Source organism: Meishania litoralis (assembly GCF_042611095.1).
GTDB classification, from domain to species: Bacteria; Bacteroidota; Bacteroidia; order Flavobacteriales; family Flavobacteriaceae; genus Meishania; species Meishania litoralis.
The window spans coordinates 217,011-241,437 of the sequence record NZ_JBHFPV010000002.1; the positions used below are offsets into that span (position 1 = coordinate 217,011).

22 protein-coding genes and 1 pseudogene are annotated in these 24,427 nt (G+C 41.7%); 15 read left to right on the plus strand and 8 right to left on the minus strand.

Annotated features, from left to right (window positions below):
* Window positions 1-16 precede the first annotated feature (16 nt).
* Window positions 17-1,510: a sensor histidine kinase gene (locus tag ACEZ3G_RS10025; protein WP_432425350.1), complete on the minus strand. Its 1,494-nt coding sequence runs from the start codon at window positions 1,508-1,510 to the stop codon at window positions 17-19.
* On the minus strand, window positions 1,507-2,205 hold the full coding sequence (locus ACEZ3G_RS10030) for a response regulator transcription factor (protein ID WP_432425351.1): 699 nt from the start codon (window positions 2,203-2,205) through the stop codon (window positions 1,507-1,509). The genes ACEZ3G_RS10025 and ACEZ3G_RS10030 overlap by 4 nt, the downstream gene beginning before the upstream one ends.
* A 245-nt stretch (window positions 2,206-2,450) precedes the next feature.
* Here ACEZ3G_RS10030 and ACEZ3G_RS10035 point away from each other — a divergent pair, with 245 nt between their 5' ends.
* A complete protein-coding gene (locus tag ACEZ3G_RS10035; RefSeq protein ID WP_432425352.1) occupies window positions 2,451-3,881 on the plus strand; it encodes a spondin domain-containing protein in 1,431 nt (476 codons plus the stop codon).
* 80 nt (window positions 3,882-3,961) lie between these two features.
* Here the strand turns inward: ACEZ3G_RS10035 and ACEZ3G_RS10040 are convergent, their stop codons facing one another.
* Window positions 3,962-4,444, minus strand: a complete 483-nt coding sequence (locus ACEZ3G_RS10040; protein WP_432425353.1) for a hypothetical protein — start codon at window positions 4,442-4,444, stop codon at window positions 3,962-3,964.
* Between the two features lie 184 nt (window positions 4,445-4,628).
* Window positions 4,629-5,057, minus strand: a complete 429-nt coding sequence (locus ACEZ3G_RS10045) for a hypothetical protein (protein WP_432425354.1) — start codon at window positions 5,055-5,057, stop codon at window positions 4,629-4,631.
* Window positions 5,058-5,189: 132 nt separating this feature from the next.
* Between ACEZ3G_RS10045 and ACEZ3G_RS10050 the strand changes: the two genes are divergently transcribed.
* The 4 genes from ACEZ3G_RS10050 to ACEZ3G_RS10065 all read left to right on the plus strand — a co-directional run bounded on the left by ACEZ3G_RS10050 (window position 5,190) and on the right by ACEZ3G_RS10065 (window position 7,875).
* Entirely contained in the window at window positions 5,190-5,606 is a 417-nt protein-coding gene (locus tag ACEZ3G_RS10050; RefSeq protein ID WP_432425355.1) for a hypothetical protein, read from the plus strand.
* Window positions 5,603-5,974, plus strand: coding sequence for a hypothetical protein (locus ACEZ3G_RS10055; protein ID WP_432425356.1), 372 nt, complete (start codon window positions 5,603-5,605; stop codon window positions 5,972-5,974). The genes ACEZ3G_RS10050 and ACEZ3G_RS10055 overlap by 4 nt, the downstream gene beginning before the upstream one ends.
* A gap of 42 nt (window positions 5,975-6,016) precedes the next feature.
* Entirely contained in the window at window positions 6,017-7,108 is a 1,092-nt protein-coding gene (corA, locus tag ACEZ3G_RS10060) for a magnesium/cobalt transporter CorA (RefSeq protein WP_432425357.1), read from the plus strand.
* A gap of 224 nt (window positions 7,109-7,332) precedes the next feature.
* Entirely contained in the window at window positions 7,333-7,875 is a 543-nt protein-coding gene (locus tag ACEZ3G_RS10065) for a hypothetical protein (protein WP_432425358.1), read from the plus strand.
* 81 nt (window positions 7,876-7,956) lie between these two features.
* On the opposite strand, the gene cysM is transcribed toward ACEZ3G_RS10065, so the two are convergent.
* Both cysM and epsC read right to left on the minus strand, forming a co-directional pair.
* Window positions 7,957-8,841: a cysteine synthase CysM gene (cysM, locus tag ACEZ3G_RS10070; protein ID WP_432425359.1), complete on the minus strand. Its 885-nt coding sequence runs from the start codon at window positions 8,839-8,841 to the stop codon at window positions 7,957-7,959.
* Window positions 8,834-9,625 (minus strand): serine O-acetyltransferase EpsC, encoded by a 792-nt coding sequence (gene epsC, locus ACEZ3G_RS10075; protein ID WP_432425360.1) that lies wholly within the window; start codon window positions 9,623-9,625, stop codon window positions 8,834-8,836. The genes cysM and epsC overlap by 8 nt, the downstream gene beginning before the upstream one ends.
* A 93-nt stretch (window positions 9,626-9,718) precedes the next feature.
* Between epsC and ACEZ3G_RS10080 the strand changes: the two genes are divergently transcribed.
* Window positions 9,719-10,399 (plus strand): DUF2461 domain-containing protein, encoded by a 681-nt coding sequence (locus ACEZ3G_RS10080; protein WP_432425361.1) that lies wholly within the window; start codon window positions 9,719-9,721, stop codon window positions 10,397-10,399.
* On the opposite strand, the gene ACEZ3G_RS10085 is transcribed toward ACEZ3G_RS10080, so the two are convergent.
* Window positions 10,391-10,798 carry a glyoxalase gene (locus ACEZ3G_RS10085; protein WP_432425362.1) on the minus strand — a complete coding sequence of 136 codons (408 nt, stop codon included), beginning with the start codon at window positions 10,796-10,798 and terminating at the stop codon, window positions 10,391-10,393. The genes ACEZ3G_RS10080 and ACEZ3G_RS10085 overlap by 9 nt on opposite strands.
* Window positions 10,799-10,951: 153 nt before the next feature.
* On the opposite strand from ACEZ3G_RS10085, the gene ACEZ3G_RS10090 reads away from it, so the two are divergent.
* From ACEZ3G_RS10090 to ACEZ3G_RS10100, 3 genes and pseudogenes are all read left to right on the plus strand, one after another.
* A complete protein-coding gene (locus ACEZ3G_RS10090) occupies window positions 10,952-12,307 on the plus strand; it encodes an NAD-dependent succinate-semialdehyde dehydrogenase (protein WP_432425363.1) in 1,356 nt (451 codons plus the stop codon).
* Entirely contained in the window at window positions 12,304-13,200 is an 897-nt protein-coding gene (locus tag ACEZ3G_RS10095) for a DUF72 domain-containing protein (RefSeq protein ID WP_432425364.1), read from the plus strand. Before ACEZ3G_RS10090 ends, ACEZ3G_RS10095 begins: the two co-directional genes overlap by 4 nt.
* Before the next feature lie 37 nt (window positions 13,201-13,237).
* Window positions 13,238-13,633 (plus strand): annotated as a pseudogene (locus ACEZ3G_RS10100) (acyl-CoA thioesterase).
* Here ACEZ3G_RS10100 and ACEZ3G_RS10105 read toward each other — a convergent pair.
* Window positions 13,630-14,919 (minus strand): dipeptidase, encoded by a 1,290-nt coding sequence (locus ACEZ3G_RS10105; protein WP_432425365.1) that lies wholly within the window; start codon window positions 14,917-14,919, stop codon window positions 13,630-13,632. The pseudogene ACEZ3G_RS10100 and the gene ACEZ3G_RS10105 overlap by 4 nt on opposite strands.
* A 186-nt stretch (window positions 14,920-15,105) precedes the next feature.
* Here ACEZ3G_RS10105 and ACEZ3G_RS10110 point away from each other — a divergent pair, with 186 nt between their 5' ends.
* From ACEZ3G_RS10110 to ACEZ3G_RS10135, 6 genes are read left to right on the plus strand one after another with little or no spacing between them, the layout of a single operon-like run.
* The gene (locus ACEZ3G_RS10110) at window positions 15,106-16,149 is read left to right on the plus strand and encodes a response regulator (protein WP_432425366.1); all 1,044 of its coding nucleotides are present in this window, start codon (window positions 15,106-15,108) and stop codon (window positions 16,147-16,149) included.
* A gap of 6 nt (window positions 16,150-16,155) precedes the next feature.
* On the plus strand, window positions 16,156-16,542 hold the full coding sequence (locus ACEZ3G_RS10115) for a response regulator transcription factor (protein WP_432425367.1): 387 nt from the start codon (window positions 16,156-16,158) through the stop codon (window positions 16,540-16,542).
* Complete coding sequence (locus tag ACEZ3G_RS10120; RefSeq protein WP_432425368.1) at window positions 16,529-19,300, plus strand: HEAT repeat domain-containing protein; 2,772 nt, start codon at window positions 16,529-16,531, stop codon at window positions 19,298-19,300. The genes ACEZ3G_RS10115 and ACEZ3G_RS10120 overlap by 14 nt, the downstream gene beginning before the upstream one ends.
* A complete protein-coding gene (locus ACEZ3G_RS10125; RefSeq protein ID WP_432425369.1) occupies window positions 19,293-20,723 on the plus strand; it encodes a glycosyltransferase family 2 protein in 1,431 nt (476 codons plus the stop codon). Before ACEZ3G_RS10120 ends, ACEZ3G_RS10125 begins: the two co-directional genes overlap by 8 nt.
* Window positions 20,724-20,733: 10 nt before the next feature.
* Window positions 20,734-23,082, plus strand: a complete 2,349-nt coding sequence (locus ACEZ3G_RS10130) for a sulfatase-like hydrolase/transferase (protein WP_432425370.1) — start codon at window positions 20,734-20,736, stop codon at window positions 23,080-23,082.
* Window positions 23,079-24,422 (plus strand): YaiO family outer membrane beta-barrel protein, encoded by a 1,344-nt coding sequence (locus ACEZ3G_RS10135; RefSeq protein WP_432425371.1) that lies wholly within the window; start codon window positions 23,079-23,081, stop codon window positions 24,420-24,422. Before ACEZ3G_RS10130 ends, ACEZ3G_RS10135 begins: the two co-directional genes overlap by 4 nt.
* Window positions 24,423-24,427: the final 5 nt, after the last annotated feature.

Below are 24,427 nucleotides of genomic sequence, written 5' to 3' on the forward strand. Positions count from 1 at the left end.
TAGCAATTATTTCCATCTAAACCTGATAAGCCGGTAAATTGAAAATAAAAGAGCTACCTTCTTTTGGCTTGCTCAATACCGTGATCGTCGTATCGTGCAATTCCATGATCTTTTTGACGATGGCCAACCCTAAGCCGTAGCCCTGTTTTTTGGTACTTTTATTTACCTGTTTGTAGCGGTCGAAGATAAAAGGCTGCTCATTTACGGGTATTCCTGTACCGGTATCCGTAATATTAATTTCGACGTTCTTATCTTTTCGTCGTATAAAAAGTGTAACCTTACCATTGGGCTCGGTATATTTTATGGCATTCTCGATCAGGTTTTGCAAGGCTCTTTCAACAAGGCTGACGTCGGCGAAGACCATACAGTTCTCATTGGGATTATCCAATTGAAGTTCGATTTTCTCCTTTTGGGCCAATACTTTGAATTTGGCGATCAAATCATGCGACAGTTCCGTAATCGAAAAAGGTTCTTTAACGGGAGTAACCTGTTCGGCCTCCAATTTTGAATATTCGAACAATTGGTCGATAAGTTTTGAAAGCTTGTCCACATTGTCATGGGTAATCTGCAGGTATTCCTCTTTTTCGGACTCCGAAAGCGTTTCCCGCTTAATCTGCAGGGTTTCGATATAGCCCTTTAAAACGGCCAAGGGCGTACGCAGATCATGGGAAACATTGGCGATAAGCTCTCTTCTCAAGAGGTCCACCGACTTCATCTTATCCATATTCCCAACAATGGTATCGGCCATTTCGTTGAAGGATTTCGCAAAAATGGCAATATCCGATTTATCGGGGTTTTCGATGCGCGCATTCAGATCGCCATCTTGAAATTTCCTCACCGTGCCCGTGATCAATCTAAGATTTTTGGTCAAGAACCAAATGGACAATAAACCGATCAGTGCCGAAAACAAGGTGGTCAACAGTGTGGCACCCAGACCAAGTTTGGCAAAATATTGGCCCATAAGCGTGCTACTTACCTCTTGGAATTTCTTTCCTGCAAGAATGATATAGATATAACCTTCGTGACCCGCAACCGAATAGGGGGCCGCCGAAAATATTTTTTGCTCCCCGGGATTTCTGGGATCGTCACCCAAAACGAACTTTTCGCCCTTGTTGGCAATAAAGGAATTGATCGGTGTCAGGGAAACGCTTTTGGTCGCGTCTTTGTCATTGGGATCGAGTACCACCGAATATAAGATCGTACCGTTGTTATCCAAGAGATAGACCTCGATGCCCTGGTTGACCGCCATCATATCATGCATCAGATCCCCGAACAAAGCTTTGTTGACACTTCCGTCTTCCAAAAACGGGGACGCATTTTGAAACTTTTCGGCAATTACATGATTGGCCACATCGGCGTTCAAACGCTGCGCGGTCTCTTGATGGTGTTTGTTTGCGAAATAACTGGTAATGAGCATATAAGAAGCACCCATCAATAGTACCAGCGCAATAAATGCCACCCAGAGTTTCTTTACCAATTTCGGGGTCAAGGCCTGTTCGGATCTGCTCATAAAAGTATGTCTTCGTTAAATTTATAACCAACCCCCCACGTGGTCAAGATATAGTTCGGGTTGGCCATGTCGGACTCTATTTTTGCACGCAAACGGTTGATATGTGAGTTTACCGTATGCTCGTAACCCTCAAAATTATAGCCCCATATCATGTTCAATAATTCAGTGCGCGTATAGTTTCGACCCGGATTTGAAGCCATTAGCACCAATAATTCAAATTCTTTCGGTGACAGCTCCACTTTTTTGTGCTCCAAAAGAACTTTGCGCTTGTCGACATCGATATGCAAACCTTCCACGGAAATGGTGGAAGAATCTTTCTGTTCATGGTTTTTGGTGCCCGTTCTTCGCATTACCGCCTTGATCCGGGCCAACAGTTCACGAATACTAAAAGGTTTCGTCATATAATCGTCCGCCCCGATTTCAAGGCCGAGTACCCTATCGATTTCCTCCGATTTGGCGGTGAGCATGATTATCGGGGTATTCTTTTTGGCGCGTAGTTTTTTGCATACTTCAACACCGTCCATCGAGGGTAGGGTAAGATCCAATATAATAAGGTCGTAGTCGTTTTCCAATGCCATTTTGAGTCCTAATGCTCCATCCATGGCCTTTGAAGTTGAGTATATCAGATCGGTAAGATGGATCTCGAGCAACCTGATGATTTCGGGATCATCTTCTATAATGAGTATTTTTTTCATAATTATCTGCTACGAAAGAAATTAAAAAATATCACACAGTTATCACAGTGCGTTTAAATGCCGTTCAAACCGACGAAACTTTCGATATACATAGGTAAAAGAATGGTTTTTCGAAAGCCTAAACTATTAGGATAGCCGAAATATTCACGAAATCCTTACAGCATGGTCCAAAAAGTTTATTTCTCCGTGATCACCCTGTTATATCGTAAGGTTTAGTTTGTACCGTAATCCTAAAAAACTTAAAAATGAAAAAAATTAGCATTATCGGTCTATTTGCATTAGGCCTACTATTGATGACAACATCATGTGACGAAGAAGAGACTGTACCGGTCGTTGCCCAGGTAGAACCCGAAGCCAAAAATGACGACGAGGAACCAATGGAGGAAGCCGAGGAAATGACCACATCGTTCAATGTTACCATAACCAACGTGGTCAACTATTTGAACGCGATCGTTTTCAACACGCACAACGCCGCTACCGAGCCTGGGCCAATTCCGGATGCGGGCTGCTTCTATTCCATCGATTTCAAAGCGTTACCCCCCGGAGGAAAATTAAGCTTTGCTACCATGTCGGTCGTTTCGAACGACTGGTTTTTCGCCCCAAGAGCAGAAGGAATTTCTCTTTTTGAGAATGGAATGCCCGTTACCGGTGACGTCACCGATCAGGTCTATCTTTGGGATGCAGGGGTAGAGGAGGAGGATCCGGCAACCCGTACATCGGAACCCGATGGTGCCACGGCAGGAGCACCTGATGATGATGATTCCGTAAGGATCGTTACCACCGAGGTTTCTAATTTCATCAAGGTATATCTATCCTATGACGAGGCTACTTCATACTTTACGCTCAAAATAGAGAATGTTAGGGGCAATAAAGTTGAAACCGACCCTATTGTTATCACGCCGGGCATCATTGTTATACACGCCCAAGATAATGCCCTATTTACTGAAGGAGAAAAAGATCGTGGTTTAGGCTTGGCCAAAATTGCGGTTCAAGGAAATCCTTCTGACCTACATGGGTGGTTTACCGAATCAGGCACCGATGGTACGCCCTTGCGTTTGTCCTCATCGTTTACCGTTCTCTCGCCAGGAATCGTTTATGCCTTTAATTCGGAAAGTGACCCCATATTTATGGAAGGTGAGCCCATGCTCGATGGAAGTGGTATCGAAGAACTTGCCGAAGATGGGAACAGTGGTGTTATGTACGACCATATTGCCAACGACCTAATGCTGCCGGTGGCAAAAAGCAATGAGATGATGCCTATAGGACCCGGAGGTAGCCTGACCTTCACCATCGAGGTTCCCGAAGGATATAAACTGGGATACAATACAATGTTCGTTTTCAGCAACGATTGGTTCTTGGCACACGGTAATTCAGGTTTTCCATTATTTTCTGAAGACGGTACGCCCATTAGTGGATATGGTGCAACGGAAAAGACCTACCTCTACGACGCGGGAACCGAAGTAGATCAAACTGTCGGTATGGGACCGGATCAAGCCCCATTTCAATCAGGGCCTAACACTGGTGCCGAAGATGACAATAATCTGATACGGCGCGTGATGGAGATCAATGACATGCAGTATGGCAAAGGAACCATAAGCTCACCAGCGGGCGTGGCCGGTCATGGAGACCCAAGAGGTGGTTACAACCTCGTAAAGGTTTTGGTCGAACCAAATTGAGATAGTGTTAGTTGTTATTTGTTTGAACAAAAAGACCTCGGAAAATTACCGAGGTCTTTTTTATGCCATAACAAGTAATATCATTCCCAAGAGTCGATATGTTGGTTCATATCATCGAAGTTATAACCTCCAACAAATTCTTTTCGGTATTTGAACGCCAAAAGGGTGAGTCCTAACAATAAAATTTGCAAGACCAATATCAGCATGCCCAATGGTAGAAAAGTACCCGGTATCACGTGGTTCTCGTATTGTGAATACGTGGTCAACACATAGAACGTATCGAAAACCTGGAATACGTAGACCAGAAAAATAACGTAAAGGGCGTACTCCAAATTTCGCATCTGGGGGTCGGCTATTTCTCCCTCTTTGATCTTAAACCATAGTACATATAAAAAGGCGAAATGTACAATGGTCAAAAAGGGGAATATATAGTTATCGAATTTAAAAAAGTAAAATTTATTGGTATAAAGACCATAAAAACTGAAAACGATCAACAGAACCAGTACACCGATGGATACGAACAAGTTGCGTTTCCAAGGCAATAGTTGTGTTATTAAATTCATGTCAAACAGGTTTCAAGGATTTGGGGGAACCCTAATTCGAGTTTAGAACGCCCCTGAATCCCCTTTATTTTAAAAATATCGATGAAGCGCATTGAATGTTGGGTATCCCTATAAATCTGTTGTGAAAAGATTGTGGCCGGGTCTGGTACTGCATTAGTTCAAAAAATAGAAACCTAAACCTACGTTAAGAAATCCAGTTCTTGGCAGCCGATGATCGTGCGAAAAGCCAAAGGGCGACACCAATGACCACTACCATAATCGGTAAGAACATTGCCCCTGAACCTACGACCTCAAAAGTATTCGACAAGAAAAAATTGTAAATCTGTTGCCCTACTATACCGATCAGGGAAATGAGAAAAACAGGTACCGCCCATTTTTTTCGCATCAACAGTGCAATGCATCCCAAGGCCCCGAACCACACGGCAATGGCATAGGCGGCAGTGGCCCATGCCGGGCGGCCTTCATAGAGCTCTCGCATTTCCTGAGACATTTCGCCGAGCGCTTCTACGCTCATAAAGGCATCGGCCAAATAGGCACCTACGCCCATTAAGTTCCACAATAGGGCAAGTACACTTACGATCCAAAACCAAGTTGGAGGTTTAATATTTGTCATAATTAGCTCATTTAGTTGGTTACTTCCGAAAAGTACAAAAAAATAATGTTCAGCAATCAATAGTTTGATCTGTGCTCATGAAAATATTCCTTAGCATTGAACATAACGAATTGTAGTATTTTTAACTTCAAGATGGGCAAACGAAGACAATATTATTTAGTACGAGTACAATATTTGGGGTTTCGATATAGCGGATGGCAGCACCAACCGGATCAAAAAACAATAGAGGGGATGTTGGCAAAGACCTTAAAATTTGTGCTTCCCGGCCGCACTTTTAAAATCTTGGGGGCAGGCCGCACCGACGCCAAGGTTTCTGCACTTGACGCCGCCTTCGAATTGTTCGTGGACGGAGACCCTTTGGAAGATAAAGTTACTTTTTTGAAAGAAATGAACCATAATCTTCCTCCAGATATCAGGGCGCTGACCATTACCGAGGCCAATGAGAATTTCAATATTATTCAAGATGCGAAAAGCAAAGAGTACATCTATCTCTTTTCGTTTGGGAGAAAAACCATCCGTTCTGTGCGCCCTTTATGGCGAATATCATGACGAATCTTGATATACATGCCATGAAACGGGCAACACCTCTATTTATCGGCACCCATGACTTTTCGTTGTACACGGCCCAACTGCAAATGAAAACCAATGTCGTTCGAACGGTATACCAATGTGAAATAGTTAAAAACGATATTATGGGCGCCAGTTTCTTTCCTGATGAAAGCTGGGCACTTATTGTCAGGGGCGAGGGATTCATGCGTTATCAAATTCGCATGATGATGGGTGCCTTGATACAAGTCGGGAAAGGTGAACTGGACCTTGCGGACATAGAAAGGTCGCTTAATCCAGACCTAAGCATGCAATTAGACTATATTGCGCCTGCTTCCGGTCTTTTTTTGAACAAGCTTGAATTCCGTTAAAAATCAATGGCACTTTCATATATTTAGCTAAATAATCTCTTCATGGCCAAGAAAAAGAAAATAGCAAAGCCCTATCTGCGAAAGCAATCAAAAAGGCATACCAAACTGGGGAAAGCACCCGGCACGATAACCTATATGGGCAATCGAGAGGGGCTTTCGAGTGAAGTCGCGATTCTCGAATACAATGAGGAGTCTTGCCAATTGCATAAGCCCGGTATTTTAGAACAGATCCAAGCCTATAAAGATTCGCCGAAAATCTCATGGGTAAATATAGTAGGGCTCAATGATGAGAAATTCGTTGAAAAGATAGGCAAACAGTTTGGTGTCAATACCTTGGTTCTAGAAGATATCGTGAATACCAATCAGCGCCCAAAAATCGATGAGTACGAAAATTACATTTTCGGGGTGTTCAAAATGCTATATATCAATGAGCAAGAAGAATTGGCCGGGGAACATGTCGCCATGATACTTTTAGAAAGGTGTGTTCTGGTTTTTCAAGAGGTGCAAGAGGATGTTTTTGAAGGCGTTCGCGACCGGGTGGCCAACAAACATGGCCGAATCAGGAGCAAAGATTCCGATTATTTGTTTTTTGCCCTTTTAGACGCCATAATCGATAATTATTTTGTGGTTTTGGAGCATTTTAATCATAAAATCGAAGTTTTGGAAGAAAGAGTTTACGACAATCCGACTTCCGAAATCGCACATGAGATCCAAAGTCTTAAAAAGGAGATTTTGAAAGTACGCAGATGGATTTTTCCTGTTCGCGAACTTGTAGGCCGCTTAATCGATTCTGAACACGAGCTGATCGGCAAAGATACCAAGCTTTTTCTGCGCGATGCATTGGATCATACCTTGGAGATTAATGAAAGCCTCCAGATTTACCGTGAGATGTCAATGAGCCTTATGGAGATGTACATGAGCAATATAAGCAACAAAATGAACGAGGTCATGAAAGTGCTCACCATTATGGCGTCAATATTCATACCCCTGACATTTATTGCAGGAATCTATGGAATGAATTTCGACAATATGCCTGAATTACATACACAATATGGCTACTTTGTTGTTTTGGGAGCTATGTTCCTCATGTTCGTAGGCATGCTGGTTTATTTCAAGACAAAGAAGTGGCTTTAACATTTTTTTATGTTAAATACCGGTAAAATCAGTTAAATCCTGTTAAATCACTTGACATATTTGTCTATGCCCTTATATTGTAAGTGTTGGATTTTTGTATTCGGTCAACGACAGCCTACTCCTTAACGTTTTCAATGCAATTTCAAATTGTATTCAAACATACCGGCAAAACTCCTCATCCAACGTTTACAAATTTATTTATTAATCCAAAAATCTAGAATAGAATGAATATTAAGAATCATGTATTTGCGTTATTGAGTATCTGTTTAATAGGTGGAGTTTCCATCGCCCAAGAGAGTCCCTCGGAAGGAGTAGAAACCACAAGTTCTAAATCCTACAAAATAGATATGGGAAACAAGATGGTCAGTAGAACGGTTGAAATTAGCACCGAGAAATCAAATACCATAAACCTCGATGAAGAAGACAAGGGAAAAGTAAATCAAGATCGTGCGGCCAACAATCTGGCGATGATTACCAAAACAGTGAGAATCGATAATGACGATGATGATGCTTTTGACGAAAAAATTGTTTTCACTTACAACTCTGTAGTGCCGGAAGATTTTGTATTGGTTTCCAATAACAAAGAACTGATGGTGGCAATTGAAGAGGGTGAAAACTTAAAAATCATTGAAGATATAAACTTGAAGTCAAAAGAAAAGACTGAGAATAGCAGTACCTATATTTTTACCGATTCACAAGGAAAGGAAATTGAGTTTTTGGTCGAGGAACATCAAGAAATTAAAAACGAAAAAATAGAGTCCAAGTGAAAAAATCGAAATAAACCGATTTAAAAAGGCCCGAAAGGGTCTTTTTGCATTTATTGAAGTGCTGCCAACCTAACCTCTAGGTCATTTAAAAATATCTGAGGAAAGGTAACGATCACCACGGTCACAAATGATACAGACAATCGTACCTTTTTCAATCGAACGCGCTAGTCGGATTGCCGCTGTAACGGCACCTCCGCTACTCATACCGGCAAAGATGCCTTCTTCTTTGGCGAGTCTTTTTGCCATTTCGGTCGCTTCGTTTTGACTGACTTCCATGGTCGCATCGACTTTATTGGCATCGAAAATTTTGGGTAAATACGCTTTCGGCCATTTACGTATTCCCGGAATGCTGGACTCATCGGTAGGTTGTACGCCCACAATCTGAATAGCATTGTTTCTCTCCTTTAAATATGTGGAAGTTCCCATAATGGTACCCGTTGTTCCCATTGCAGAGACAAAATGAGTGATTTCCCCATCGGTATCGTTCCATATTTCCGGTCCGGTAGTCTTATAATGCGCCTGCCAATTGTCATCGTTCGCAAATTGGTCGACCATTTTAAAACCTTCGTTAATGACCTTGGCCTCGGCATAGTCACGCGCGCCCTCGATTCCAACATCTGATGGCGTCAAAGTAACTTTCGCCCCGAAGGCACGCATGGTCTGAACCCTTTCCTTCGTGGCATTTTCGGGCATGACCAATTCAATGTCAAGACCATAAATTCCGGCAATCATTGCCAATGCGATGCCCGTATTGCCGCTGGTCGCTTCGATCAGTTGCGAATTTTTGTCAAAATCACCTCTTTCCAAGCCACTGCGAAGCATATTCAGTGCGGCCCGATCTTTGACACTCCCACCCGGATTATGGCCCTCAAGCTTGAACAATAATTTGACGTTCGCATTCGGGTTAAGGACCCTTGATCCGATCAAAGGTGTATTTCCGATAAGGTCTAATATCGACTTAGGCATTGGGCATGGTTTTTATTTTTATCTCGGGGGTATGAAAAACCGTTGAATTGGGCGGCACCGAACCGGTCAACCAGGCATTTCCACCGATGACACTATTTTCGCCTATGACCGTATTACCACCTAATATTGTAGCATTTGCATAAATGGTAACATTGTTCTCAATGGTCGGGTGGCGTTTTGTTTTTTGAAGGCTCTTTTTAACGTACAGCGCCCCAAGGGTCACACCCTGATATATTTTAACGTTATCTTTTATAATGGCCGTTTCTCCAATCACCACGCCTGTGGCGTGATCGATAAAAAAAGACTTTCCGATCTTGGCTCCTGGGTTGATATCGACACCTGTCTGCCTATGGGCATATTCAGTCATCAATCGTGGTACCAATGGAAATCCTATTTCATAAAGTTCATGGGCCAAACGATAAATCGCGATTGCGTAAAACCCTGGATAGGCCATATAAACCTCCTCGATCGATAGCGATGCCGGGTCACAGTCGACTATGGCCTCTGCATCAAGGTTGAGGCTTTCAAGAACCGTCGGTAGTTTTACGATATAGTTTTCCCATACTTTTTTGCATGGGCGTTCGACTTCCCAACAGGCCAAATCGACCAAGGTATCGAATTCGCGCTCGAGAGCATCCAAATTTTGCTCAACGGGGGTGTCGATATCGAAAAGCATGTTGAAAAGACGGTCGGTAAATGCCTCAACCTTTACCTTTAAAGCGTATCGTAAATTAGGTTGTTTCTTATGTTCTCGTATTTTTTCGACGACTAGTGAACGGTTCATTTACATTATTTTAAATCTAAAATTAGTCATTATTATCGCTTTGATTCTGGCTAAATCGTTAACTTTAACTTAAACTAACAAGATCTTTGTCGTATGTTAAATACTATGATTACGGATGAAACATTGCAATTTTTAAGGAAACTGGCCAAGAACAACAATAAGGATTGGTTCGAGAAGAACAAAAAAGAATTTAAAGTTCGTGAAGCCAATGTAAAACAGTTTTTTGCCGACATCATGGAGGGGTTGAAGAAAACCGATGATATCGAAATAATGAAGATGTTCCGTATTTACAGAGACGTACGCTTTTCTAACGACAAGACACCTTACAAGGCACATTTAGCAGGTTCGTTCTCAAGGGCGGGAGCAAAATTACGTGGGGGTTATTATATCCATTTAAAACCGGGTGAAAGTTTTATTGCAGCCGGTTTTTGGGAGCCGAAGAAAGATGATCTTTTGCGGATCAGAAAAGAACTTGAACTTGATGCATCGCCTTTTAGGAAGGTAATCAATGAAAAATCGTTCAAAAAGGTCTGGGGAGATTTGGTGGGTGATGAAGTGAAGACAGCTCCAAAAGGCTTTGACCGCGAACACCCTGACATCGATTTGATCAAAAAAAAGCAGTATATCTTCGTTCGAAAGTTTAGTGACAAAGAAGTGCTCTCTGAAAACTTTGGCCGAACCGTAGTTGATTCTTTCGTAGCTATCCGTCCCTATTTTGATTTAATGAGCGATATTCTGACGACCGATTTGAACGGGGTTTCCCTTCTAGACTAATGCATTTTCTTCAAAATACTGAATCTGGTCTTTAAGTCTTGCGATGACCATGCCCATCATTCGCTTGTTAAGAGCCGATGAACTTAAAATGTAACGTTCATATTCCGCTACCGTAAATTGGCCGATTATAATCCCCTTTAACGAGTTTCGAAATTTAATATCCTTTTGAACGGCATTTTCAATATAGATCATTCGTTTTTCCAGCGGCAGCTCGTAAAACCTGTTCTTGTGTTTGCCGATATAATTCTTGAAGACGGCCAGTAGCAAAACATTCTGAAATTTCAGAATTGGCCTCAATGTCTCATTTTGAAAATGTTGGTCAGAACTTGTTAGATTAACTATAGATGCCTGTAAAATTTGAGGGCGCATCTGAAGTAGACTATGGGATCGCTCGCTCATGGTATGGGTTTTTACAAATTTATGGCCATGACCTAAGGAAAATGATTCGAGATCGGTCAAGTTTTTAACCGGTTTATGAACAAAGAATATTACGTTTAGAAGTGCTTTGACCTTGAATTCTTCGTAATTTTAGATAGAAACGCGTCCTAGAGTATGAGAATTTCAATAAATCCGTATACCGGAAAAAGGTTGTTCGAATTCACACCCCTTACCTCTGAACAACTCAATAAAAAAATTTCGAACGCCGACCATACTTATCGCACATGGAAAAAGACCACGTTCGAACATCGTGCGGCGTTAATTCGTAATGTGGCGAAAATCCTTAAAGACAAAAAACATAAGTATGCCACAATAATTACCCAAGAGATGGGAAAGCCTATTTCACAGGCCGTTGCTGAAATTGAAAAATGTGCATGGGTCTGCGAATACTATGCCGAAAATGCAGCGCATCAATTGAAGGACGAGATTATTGAAACCGATGCCCTAAAAAGTTATGTGCGCTATGAACCCTTGGGGGGCATCTTGGCAATAATGCCCTGGAATTACCCTTTTTGGCAAGTATTTCGATTTGCCGTACCCAATTTGATGGCCGGGAACGTCGGGCTGCTAAAACATGCCTCGAACGTTATGAAATGTGGAGATTCGATCGATGCGATTTTTTTGGAAGCGGGTTTTCCCAAGGGTTGTTTTCAGAATTTGGTCATAGACAGTGAAAAGGTTAAATCGGTAATAGAAAATGATTTGGTCAAAGCCGTGACCCTGACGGGAAGCACACCTGCTGGAGCATCGGTAGCATCGCTTGCCGGTATGAAAATCAAAAAGTCAGTTCTTGAATTAGGGGGCAGTAATGCCTTGGTCGTATTCGATGACGCCGATTTGGAAGAAACCGTAAAGACTTGCGTACAGGCCCGTTTTCAGAACACCGGGCAGAGTTGTATTGCGGGCAAAAGACTTCTATTGCAACGTGGCATCGCCAAAGATTTTACCAATAGATTCATTTTGGAAGTCCAAAAACTAAAAGCTGGAGACCCGATGGACAAAAATACGTACATCGGTGTTCTTGCGCGCGAGGACTTGTCAAAAGACCTTGAAGCGCTCGTGGACAAATCTGTCAAAATGGGTGCGAAGCTGATTGCCGGCGGCCATCGTGAAAAGACTTTTTTCGAGCCTACGGTCTTGACCGGCGTGACCAAAGAAATGCCTATTTTCACCGAAGAAACCTTTGGTCCGGTTATCGGAATAACTATTTTTGATGATGAGCAAAGTGCCGTAGAACTAAGCAATGCCTCAGATTTCGGACTAGGTGCCTCCATTTTCACTTCCGATATGGATAGGGTCGAGCGGTTGGTTCCCCAATTTGACGAGGGAGCCGTTTTCGTCAATGAATTGGTCAAAAGCGATCCCAGACTTCCTTTTGGCGGTGTGAAAATATCAGGTTACGGTAGGGAATTGTCATACCACGGGATCAAAGAGTTTATGAATAGGAAAACGGTTTATATTAAAAAATGAAATTCGGCAAAGTAGATAATCCCGAACAAATAGACTTCACTATACCCGACGACCATTCGGGTACTGCGGTCATGTTGTCAAAATCAAAAAATGCAGAACCGTTAAGGGTTTATGTCGGATGTGCAAAATGGAACAAGACCGACCTTAAAAACTTCTACCCTAGGGGCACCAAAGACGAATTGGCCTATTATTCGACCCAGTTCAATTGTATCGAACTGAATGCTACCTTTTATCGCATATTCCCACCGGAGACTTACATAAAATGGTATGGCAAAACCCCTGATGGTTTTAAGTTTTTTCCGAAAATAGTTCAAAATGTAAGTCATTTGAGAAGGCTTAACGAGCAGGCCTATCCAATTTTGGATGAATATTTGAATGTAACCTCGAATCTACAGAACAAACTGGGCACCATTTTTTTACAGATGCACAATAATTTCAGTCCGAAAGATTGGGACAGGGTCGTGAAATTCGTTGAGAATTGGCCCAAGGAGTTCCGCTTGGCCATGGAATTTCGTCATACCGATTGGTTCAATGATGAAAAAGTAGCACAAGAGCTTTATCATTTATTGCAAGAAAATGGTATCGCCAATGTGTTGGTAGATACAGCTGGCAGAAGGGATTTGATGCATATGAGACTGACCAATAACGAGGCCTTCATACGCTATGTCGGTGCCAACCATAAGAGCGATTACACCCGATTGGATGAATGGGTGGAAAAGTTATCGGATTGGAAAGAAAAAGGGCTAAGAAATATTCATTTTTTCGTTCATCAGAACATGGAACTGGCATCTCCATTGTTATCCGCTCATTTTATTCCGAAATTGAACAAAAAATTAGGCTGTAATTTACAGATTCCCAAAACTTTAATCGCCCCCGGTACGACACTGTATTAGTCCTTTTTCTTCATTAATTTTGCCTAAAAATTTGTTTATGCGCTTTCACACAAGAAAATGGGTAAAGCCCGAAGATTTAAATGCCAACGGTACCTTGTTCGGGGGTAGGCTGTTGGCTTGGGTCGATGAAGAAGCTGCACTTTAAAGTATCGTACAGTTAGAGAACAAACGGGTAGTGACCAAATACATGTCAGAGATCAATTTTATGAGCAATGCCAAACAGGGCGATGTCATTGAAATCGGAATCGAGGTCATTAAATTCGGAAAATCTTCTTTGACCCTAAATTGCGAGGTTCGCAACAAGATGAGCCATGAAACCATCATTACGGTCGATAATATCATCATGGTCAACCTGGACGAAGATGGAAAACCCGCGCCTCATGGCAAGACCAAGGTCGAATACGTAAAAGATCGATTGGCCGCGAAATCCTAGGTTTTTGACAATTCAGATGCTTTGGCCTGAACTTCATCGAGTACCCTCAAAAGATTGCCGCCCCATAACTTGGCGATATCTTCCTCTGAGTAGCCTCTTTTGACCAATTCCAGGGTAACGTTAAAGGTTTCAGAGGCATCTGACCACCCTTCGATTCCGCCTCCGCCATCAAAATCAGAGCTGATACCTACATGATCGATACCGATCAAGTTGACCATGTAGTCAATATGGTCGACAAGATCACCGACACCAACGGCAGGCGGGGCATCATTTCTTGTTCTGACCCATTCAGCCGCGATTGCGGTTACTTTTGGGTAATTCTCTATAAAATTATCCTTCTGCTCATCCGTTAAATTTGGAAAGTCGCTAAAATCAAACCATTCGATATCCAATGAATCGGCGACCTTTTCATTGATTTCTTTCATATACGCCTCGCGCTTGTCGTTCTTTTCCGTATTCAGGTATGCTCCAAAGGCCACTGTCTGTACAACGCCCCCGTTCTCCTTCATTAAAAGCAATTGTTCATCGTCAAGGTTTCTGCTATGGTCACAAAGTGCCCTTGCCGATGAATGGGAAGCGATAATAGGCGCTTCGGAGAGTGCGATCATCTGTAACATGGCCTCTTTGGAAGGGTGCGACACATCTATCATAATACCCAATCTATTCATCTCTTTTACAGCCGCTTTGCCTAAATCACTTAAACCGTTATGTAACCATACTCCGTCCTTCTCACCGGTATTTGAATCGCTGAATTGACTGTGCCCATTGTGCGCCAGTGATATGTATCTCGCACCAAGATTATGATATTTCTCGAAATTGGAGAGATCCTCAGCCATTGGATAGGCATTCTCAACGCCGATCATGGCAACCTTTTTCCCAGAATTGGTTATTCTACGAACATCTTCAGATGTTAGGGCCAATTCTATTTGGTTAGGTGCAATGGTATCACAAAGTCTATGGATCGCTGCAAATTTGGCCATTGCATTTTCTTTGGCCTTTGTGTATGCCTCGGTATTCAATGAATCTTGCCCTGTATAGACAATAAACCAAGCTACGTCTAAACCGCCCTCTTGCATCTTCGGTAGGTTGACCTGGGTTTCTAGACGCTGGGTGTAGTTGATACTATCGGAGAAATTCTTCACATTGATATCATCATGGGTGTCGATGGTAATGACTTTTTCGTGAATCGCTTTGGCCATGTCAGTTTGGTCGTTCGCTGGTTTTTGCTCCTTTTCAGCGCATGAAAAGACCGCAACTAGACAGATTATTAAGGTAGTATATCTCATTTTGTAAGAATTTAAACCTACAAATAAAGCAATTTGACAACACATACGGGGGGTTAGGTAACATTTAATTGCAAATAAGGGATGAAATAGGGAGTTTTAAGGGCTTTTGAAAGATTGGCATGTTATAATAAAAAGCCTAATCATTTTGAAATTGTAAGATTTTTTTTAACCAAATCATATTTAGAATTGAATTCAAAGGACCTACTTGCCAAATTGTCCGTATTGGAAGCCTTGCTACACGATTTTTCATATGAAGAATTAAGCGGCCAAGAAGCGGCTTATCTCAAAAAATCTTTCGACAACTTCAAAAAAGACTTGGAAGCCCTTGTATATGAGCAAAGAGAACCTATTTCTCGAGCTGTTAAAGGGACTGAAGTAGTTGCTAATGAAACCTACGACTTGCCACCTGAAATAATAAAATCTGAAAGCAAACAAAAAACGAGTGTGATTCAAGGTGTTAGAATTTTGGTTTTCGAGGATAATTCGTTGAGCCAAAGACTTATAGAATTGCAGTTGGAACAATTGGGCTGTAAGGTTTTTGTAACCGACAATGCCACAATAGGACTTCAGACTTTAGAAGACAGGTTTATAGATTTGGTTTTGATGGATCTAAGAATGCCTTTGATGAGTGGATTTGAAGTCTCGGAACTCATTCGCGGAAGCAAAGAAGAAAGAATAGCAAATGTTCCTATCATAGCATTTTCAGCCGATATTTCATTCTTTGATCAGGAAAAATGCAAACAGGTCGGTATCAATGATTTCGTTTTGAAACCGTATAGCGTCGAAGAACTTAGTTTCAAAATTGCCAAAGCCACAGGTAGAGATCATGATCAATCAATCCCTGAAAAATCTGAGAGCAAATCATTGTTCGACGGGGCTCAAGAAGTAGATATAGCACCGCTTTTGACAGAATGCGAAGGTGATATTGGATTACTGAGAGACCTAGTGGATCTATTCAGACAGAACTCCACAGAGTTTGTAGAAGTCGCTAAAACCGCTATTATGAATCAAGATCTTCAAAAATTGAAGTTCGCCGCTCATAAAATCAAAAACGGACTTGCCATGGTAGGCGCCAAAAAGTTGAGGGAATTGGTGTTGCAAATCTACGCCGGCTGTGAATCCAAAACAAGCATTGAAAGTTTAAGCGCGCTTTATGATCAATACATAGATGATTATCAAATCGTAGATAATGAACTCGTTCGCCAACTTGACCTTTTGGGAAGAAAATAATAGAGAATGGGAGTGAAAAAGGTACTTCTTGCAGAAGATGATGAATTATTGGCCGCTTTGTTAAGGCACAAATTGACAAAGGTAGGGTACATGGTCGATTTATGTAAAGACGGCAAAGAAGTGAAGGAGTATCTACAAACGACACGGCCAGATATTATCGTTACGGATATCATGATGCCTTATTTTTCAGGCATTGAACTCATTGATTTTATCAGAAACGAGATGAATTCAAACCTGCCTATTATCATAATTTCATCAGCTGGTAACGAAGAAAATGTCTTGACAGCTTTTGAGATGGGTGCTAATGATTTTATTTCAAAACCCATTAGTCCGGCAGAACTGATCGTTCGAATCGAGCGCGAACTTATCAAGAACAAATTTGCATCTAGCTAAACAAACATATAAGATTCATTTTCTTATCGATGCCCCTCAGATCCACACAGATCTTTTGTGGGATCTATCATTGTTGTTCATTGCCTTGATCGTTACATATTTTGGGGCGGTCCTTTTTTTTAAAAGTCGAATAACGTCTACATCAAAAAAGGTCGCGATACGAAAAAAAGAACTTTCACCGATAATCGGTCAATTTTTGTTCTATGGCGACGATGATTCCAAAGAAGAAAAGACCGATTACATCAAATTAAAAATCGATATAAGGCAACTTCTAAAAGATGATTTCAATAGACAGGTGCTCGCCGAAATACTGTTAGACCTAAGAAAAGACGTCACCGGAGATACCCAACAACGACTTTTTGACCTGTACAAGAATCTCGAACTTCATAAAGATGCCTATCGAAAACTGAAAAGTTGGAAGTGGCATGTGATTTCCAAGGGGATATTGGAGCTTACACAGATGCAAGTCGAGGAGTCTTACAACCTCATAACCAAATTCGTCAATGACAAACGAACGACCATACGTAAACAGGCGGAGATTGCTACCGTTAGCCTGAAACATGAGGGAATAAACTTTTTCTTGGATACCACTCGTCATAGGATTTCGGAATGGCAACAATTAAAAATTTTAGATGTGCTGCGCAACCTGGAAGATTTTCAGCCACCGCGGTTCAAGTCTTGGTTGACATCATCTAACCGACATGTAGTATTGTTCGCCCTGCGCCTCATAAAGTATTACAATCAAAACGACGTAAAACCTTCATTGATCGAACTGGCCAAACATAAGAACAATCAGATAAAGTATGAAGCGATCAATTGTATCAAAGAATTTAATGTGCGCGAGGCGTTGGATACGCTACAAACGGTTTTTTGGAAGAGTACGCCACATATCAAGATTTCGATTTTGGATACGATCGCGGCAATCGGCGATGAAGACAATGTTAAGTTTTTACAATTGATTGAGAATAAAGAAGCAAATTTTTCAGTTCGCAGCAAAGCCATAAGTGCTATCAATTCCATTTTGCCCGAAAGCATTCTTCCTACCCAAGGAATACAAGATGTCTCGAACTATGTAATACCTGACGATATCACAAAAAAAGAAGAATTCGAAAAGCTATGGCCTTCGGAACCCGAACTTCCAATTATAGAACAAAATATTGATGAAGAAAATACAAATGCTGAAAATAATGCTATTGCCGATACCGTAATGCAGAAAGAAAATGTGTCCAAAATCGAAAATTATGACGAAACGGATGAATCCGTTCCTTTAAATCTTCAACCAGAATTCGAAATCGACCATTCTGAAGTCGGAGTTGACGAAAATTTGGAAATAAATGCCCCTGATGGGTCGGTCGAGGAGGTCGAACCGTCAATAATCCTTTCACAACAAAATAACGATTTGGACGACGTAGACCTACAGTTTCTGCCGATTGTTATCGATGCGGAGATAGATGAGGAACAAATGGAAGCTGTCAAAAACAACAAACCGATCGGTACCGGAGATTCTGAAGGGCACATCAATGAAATGGAAGTCGTATTTGATCAAATTTTGCCCCAAGCTGCAACAATAGAGGAGGAGACAACCGAGAATAGCGATGCGCTCAATATTTCCGAGATTAATTTTCTGCCCATTGTGGTAGATGAAAATGATCTAGATGACAAAATCTTAGAAGGGCCCAGATATCGGTATTCGATTTATGAAAAAGGTCCTAAAGCCAAAGCGAACGATAACGCCGGTGTGGCTTTTGACCAAGTATTTCAGCAAGAAGATTTTCAGCCAAGACCTTTGACCAAAAGGGTCACAACCTCAAAAAAGCCAATTTCGATTGCGGCCATAGACGAAGATTATGCGCATGGCTTAACAGTAGTTTTTGATCAAATACCGTACGAGAAAAGTGGGTTCCAAATCAAGACGATAGACAATGCAATTGAAGCGCTTGGGAATGGACATAGTGATTTGGAATTTGATCTTCCAACCCATAAGGTTTCCACAGAAAACAACCGGGCTATCCATAACGACTCCAGTAAAGAGCGGAACAAAAATTTCTTGAAATATATACCAGAAATACAACTATATGAACAAGATACGCTAAACATGTTAGCGCTTTTGAACGACATCGAAGAACTGGGCGATGAACGTGAAATTCCCCTTTTGTTGGCGTATCTCGATGAAGAAAATGTTCCAGTGGTGCGAGAAAGAATCCAAGAAATCCTTAAAAAATTCTCCACGCTTGAAATGCAAAAGCTGAAAGCTTCCGAAGGTAAATCAAAAAAAGGAAAACTAGATGAACACGTAAGTGTGGTCGCGAACTTTTTTGAGCATTGCGATACCGAGGGCAAATTGATCTTGTTAGACACCTTGATCGACGTTATGGATCAAAAAGATGTCCGTTTCATGGAAGAACTATTGGAAGACCCCAGTTTGGAAATCAGAGAAAAAGCCCAAGATCTTTTATATGAGTGGCATGAACGTCAGCAGCTAATAGGCAACTCTAATGGGCCAGAAAAAGATGGTGCCCACAAAAATGGTACTCCAAATGTTTCAGAAAAGCTTGATGACCACTATGATCTTCTTCTTGATGAGCTCGAAATTCAAAAATCAGGTTCGGGCAACATATTCAAAATCGATTTTGAACTAAGGCTTGACGATGAAGAAAATCATGATGTTGATGTCGGTCATTCGACATTGCCTGAAAAAAACGTATACGGACTTTTAAAATTGTTACCGATCAAAATATTCGAAAGATTAAATGGATAGCGAAGTTTTTAAGATCATATTAGACTACATAAACGTGGTCTTTTTCATGTTTACGACAGTACTTTTCATGCTGTTCAGTTTCATGGGCTATCTATCTACGCGCAATTCAATCCACTACAGAAACAAAAATAGCTTTGGCGATATGTCTAAAATTATGGCATCGCCTTTATCACCGGGCATAACGATCATCGCCCCGGCCTTTAACGAAGGCATGAACATTGTCGAAAATGTTAGGGCGCTGTTATCATTGAAATACGTTAATTATGAAGTGATGGTGGTCAATGATGGCAGCACTGACAATACCTTGGAAAAATTGATAAAGGCCTATGAACTTGAACTTGTAGAACAAGAAATCGACCCAGCTTGGCGTAGCAAACCCGTCAGGGGAATTTATAAGTCTACACGTCGTTCATTCTCTAAACTTACGGTCGTTGACAAGGTCAATGGAGGGAAATCAGACGCCTTAAATGCTGGGATGGCACTTTCGACGAATAAATATGTCGGTTGTATCGATGTTGACTGTCTTTTGTTGCCCGATGCGCTCTTGCATGTCGTGAAATCATTCTATCAAAGATCATCGAAAAGGGTCATCGCAGTTGGTGGGGTGATTCGGGTAGCCAATTCATGCCAGATCTCAGGCGGCCAATTGGAAAAAATACGTTTGCCGAAGAACTGGCTGGCTCGGTTTCAATTATTGGAATACACGCGCTCATTCATTCTTGGTAGAATGGCATGGGGCCGTATCGATAGTCTGCTGATCATTTCCGGGGCCTTTGGCTTTTTCGACAGGGAAGTAGCGCTCGCCGTAGGCGGTTATGACACCTATACCGTCGGCGAGGATATGGAAATTATTTTCAAAATGCGTCGATACATGCACGAACACAGAGTACCGTACACGATAGAGTACATTCCCGATTCGTTATGCTGGACCGAAGTGCCCGAAGATTTGACCACATTCGTGAACCAACGCGATCGTTGGGCCAGAGGTAATCTGGAGACCTTGTTCAAACATAAGGATATGCTCTTCAATTCGAAATTCGGCCGTCTGGGACTTTTAAGCTACCCTTACTGGTTCTTTTATGAATGGATGTCGCCCTTATTGGAGTTCTTTGGCTTTTTCTCGGTATTGCTCTTTGCCTATTTAGGAATTCTCAATTGGGAATTTTTTCTGGCCGTAACGGTCACGGTTTACACGTTCGCCGTAATGTTTTCGTTCTACGCCATTTTGTGGGATGTCTATTCTTATAACGAGTACAAACGAACCAAGGATATTTTCATCTTGATGGGGTGCGCGATTATCGAGCCCTTTGTTTTTCATCCCATCGTCGTATGGGCGGCGATAAAAGGCAATTACAAAAAGTTTTTAAGGATAAAATCCGGATGGGGCAAACAGACCAGGAAAGGTCTCGCCCGGGCTACTTAGTATAAAAGTTATGAATACAAGTCAGTTAGATCGTTACACGCTAAAACATTACACCCGATTGATGATTTCATTTTTCGGGTGCTTGGTCGTGCTTTCCATATTTCAGTATACCACGCTTTATTTTAAAGGAGTACTTGACAGCATTTTCAATGTAAGCTTTCTGATCGCCGTCGTGCATCAGATCGGGTTTACGTCGATAATGGGCATCGTATTGGTCTTTCCCTTTAATTTCTGGGAAAACCTCAGGCCTAGATATGGTTTTAACCTACTTTTCGTAACACTGATCCTGCTTCTGATCATTGAGGCCATGCTTATAGCCTATTACTGCACTACCTTGGTTCCCTTGGGGGCGGATCTTTTGGGCTACAGTTTTTCCGACATAAAGACAACTATTTCGAATTCAGGTAGTTGGACAATGTCTCTTTATCTATTGGCAGGAGTATTTTTTATCGTGGCACTGTTTTTTGCATTCTATAAAGTAACGTCAAGACTCTACCATAAGATTAGTAGAATGTATCCTTTTACGATCATTCTTTTCAGTCTCTTTGTTGCGACTTTGTTCACCGACGGTAAACCCATAAATCAGAATAAATCACAATACCTGGCCGTCAATCTCTATACCAGTACCACTGAAGACCATTCCTATTCGGCCGATGTTGAATATCCTTTGATCAAAAGACCCGGTAACGATGATGTCATCGGTAAATACTTTAAACTTAAAGAAGAAAAGCCGAACATCGTTTTTCTTATGGTCGAGGGATTAGGAAGGGACTTTGTCGGCGAAGGTGCCGAATATGAGGGCTTTACACCGTTTCTTGATTCATTAAGCACTAAGTCGCTGTATTGGGAGAATTGCTTGAGCAATACGGGAAGAACGTTTGGCGTCATACCCTCACTTTTTGGTTCGCTTCCCTTTGGCACAAGCGGATTTATGGAACTTGATGAGTACCCAAATAAGTTGACCCTGTTCAGTATCTTAAAGAACAATGGCTACCATACTTCCTTTTATCAGGGTACTACAGGTTCATTCGACAATGTGGAAAAATTTCTCCGTAGTGAGAACATAGACTTTATGCTCGACAAATCAGGGTTCGGAAAGAATTATGAGCTGGCGGAGGAAAATAGTGGTGGTTTTACCTGGGGCTATCCCGATAAGGAACTTTTCAGAAAAAGCATGTCCATTGAACGTTCGAAGGAGCAACCTCGATTGGAAGTCTACATGACCATCAGTACGCACGAGCCCTTTACACCACCGAACCAAGACCACTATGAAGAAATGGTAAAAAACATACTTTCTCGGCGAAGCTATGATTCAAAAACGGAAAAAGTCATTGAAAAGAACGACAATATTTTCGCCTCACTCTTATATACCGATGAGGCCCTTAAGTGGGTTATGGAAGCCTATAAGACGCATCCCAATTATGACAATACAATATTCGTCATTACTGGTGATCATAGGCTGATACCCATACCGATGCGAAACGAGATCAGTAGGTTTCATGTGCCGTTGATGATATATAGCCCCATGTTGAAAAATACCCGTAAAATGAGTGCCATTGCATCCCATTTTGATGTCACACCCACTATTTTGGCATTGCTGAACGGTAAATATGAGATGAAAATGCCAAAGAAAGTCGCATGGTTGGGCGGTACTCTTGACGATAGCCAAGAATTCAAGGGTACTAAGGACATTCCGTTGATGCGGAACAAAAACCAACTTGAAGACTTTGTAAGCGGCAATAAATTCTTCAGTAACGGCAATACCTTCGAAATCGATGAAAACATGGATCTGTCTTCTGCCTTCTCAGGCGGAAGTAAACTTGAAAGCAAACTTGAGGGTTTCACGGCCATGAATGCCTATGTGACCGCCAATAATAAGATTATACCGGACAGCCTGACCATTTTTACGGTTCAAAAAGAAAAATTTACCGACAGTGAAATTGTTTGGATCAACAGTGTCTACAATGGTAAGAATTCAGACAAGGCGTATATCACCGCCAGAGACCTGGCCTTCAAAAAAGAGTATGACAGATCTCTACTACTATGTCGATACATACTTTCTGAGGTTCCAGGTAATATTGATGCCCGAATACTTACCGGGCGGATCAACGGTTGGAGAGGCAATTACGACAAGTCGATTGAAATTCTAAAACAATGTATCAATGAAAACCCGGAATATATCGATTCTTATTCCGCCTTGTTCGATGTGTATTATTGGTCGGGCAAATATCGAGAGGCCCTAGACCTTATCGAGGTTGTTGAGCAGAACAGCTCGAGTGCAAATGAAATTAGCGATAAAATTTCGAGGGCAAGGGCACTTGCCAGTAAAAACGGTATAATTGCTTCAGTTCAACAATGAAATTTAAAAAGAACATATTTGTCATCGTAGTAGGACTGCTTTTTTACCTCGGCAACGCTCAAGATGTCGCGTACAACGATGCTGTGGAAAGTTCGTATTCAAGAGCGTTCGATTTGGCCTATGAAGGGGACAGCAAATCGGCTCAAGAAGTACTTTACAAAATGCTTGATAACGATTCGAACGACCTTGAAGTACGTTCCTTGTTGGCAAGCACGCTTAGTTGGAACGGTAAATACGATGAGGCGCGCCTACAGTTCAACCGTATAACCTCAAAAGACAGAAGTAACAGGGAAGTTTGGATTTCGGCCATTAAGAACGAGTTATATGCAAAAAACTATGCGACAGCTTTGGGGCTTTCGAACAAGGCTTTGCACCACTTAAAAAATGATTCCGAAGTCGAGCGACTTAAACAACTGGCCTTGAATTTTATTGCAGATCAAGAATATTCCGATTTGGCTTGGTTCAATCAAAAGAGTAGTTTAAAAACGGCTTTTACATCGGAAAAAAAGTCCAAAAAGACCAAAAGGCCCAAAAAGATCGATAATGAAAAAGGGAAGTCCAGATCGGGACAAAAAGAAAAACCCGAGGCGTCATCGGAAAAACCGACACCGAAAAATAGGTTTTCGGTAGGAAATTCATTCACGGTGTTCGACCAACGATATGATCCAGCGATAAATTCCTCGATTTCGTTAAAACATCAGACGAAATATGGCAGTATCATACCGAGCATTAATTACAGTAACCGCGTCGGGAAACAAGGATTGCAATACGACCTTTCGCTTTATCCCAAAATAGCGAAAAGAATGTATGCATACGTGAATTATGGGTATTCAAGCGCCATTATTTATCCAAAACATAGATTTGCCGGTGATGTTTATCTAGGACTTCCCGGAGCCATCGAATTTTCTGCCGGAGGTAGGTATATTATGACCAGAACCCAGAACGTAACCGCTATAACGAATTCTCTAGGGCACTACAGGGGCAATTATTATTTCTCGCTGAGATCCTACATTACTCCGCGACCGGATCGGCTGACACGCTTTTCGGGAAACCTGCTTATTCGCAAATATTTGAGGGATGGTGAAAACTATTTTGGGTTTACCTTCGGTATGGGCTTTTCGCCCGAATTAAGACAATTGTTCGCAGATGATGAATTACTTGCCGAGACTTTATTATATGTAGAGTCGCAACGCCTTGGACTAGCTTATCAGTTCACCCCTAGAAAAACACCGAATATCTATCGAACCAACATTAGCGTTCGGCGTCAGGAGTTTGCGTTCGATTCTGGAAATTTCTTCTGGGCCATTTCTGCAGGACTGACCTATAACGTTAAATTCTAACGATA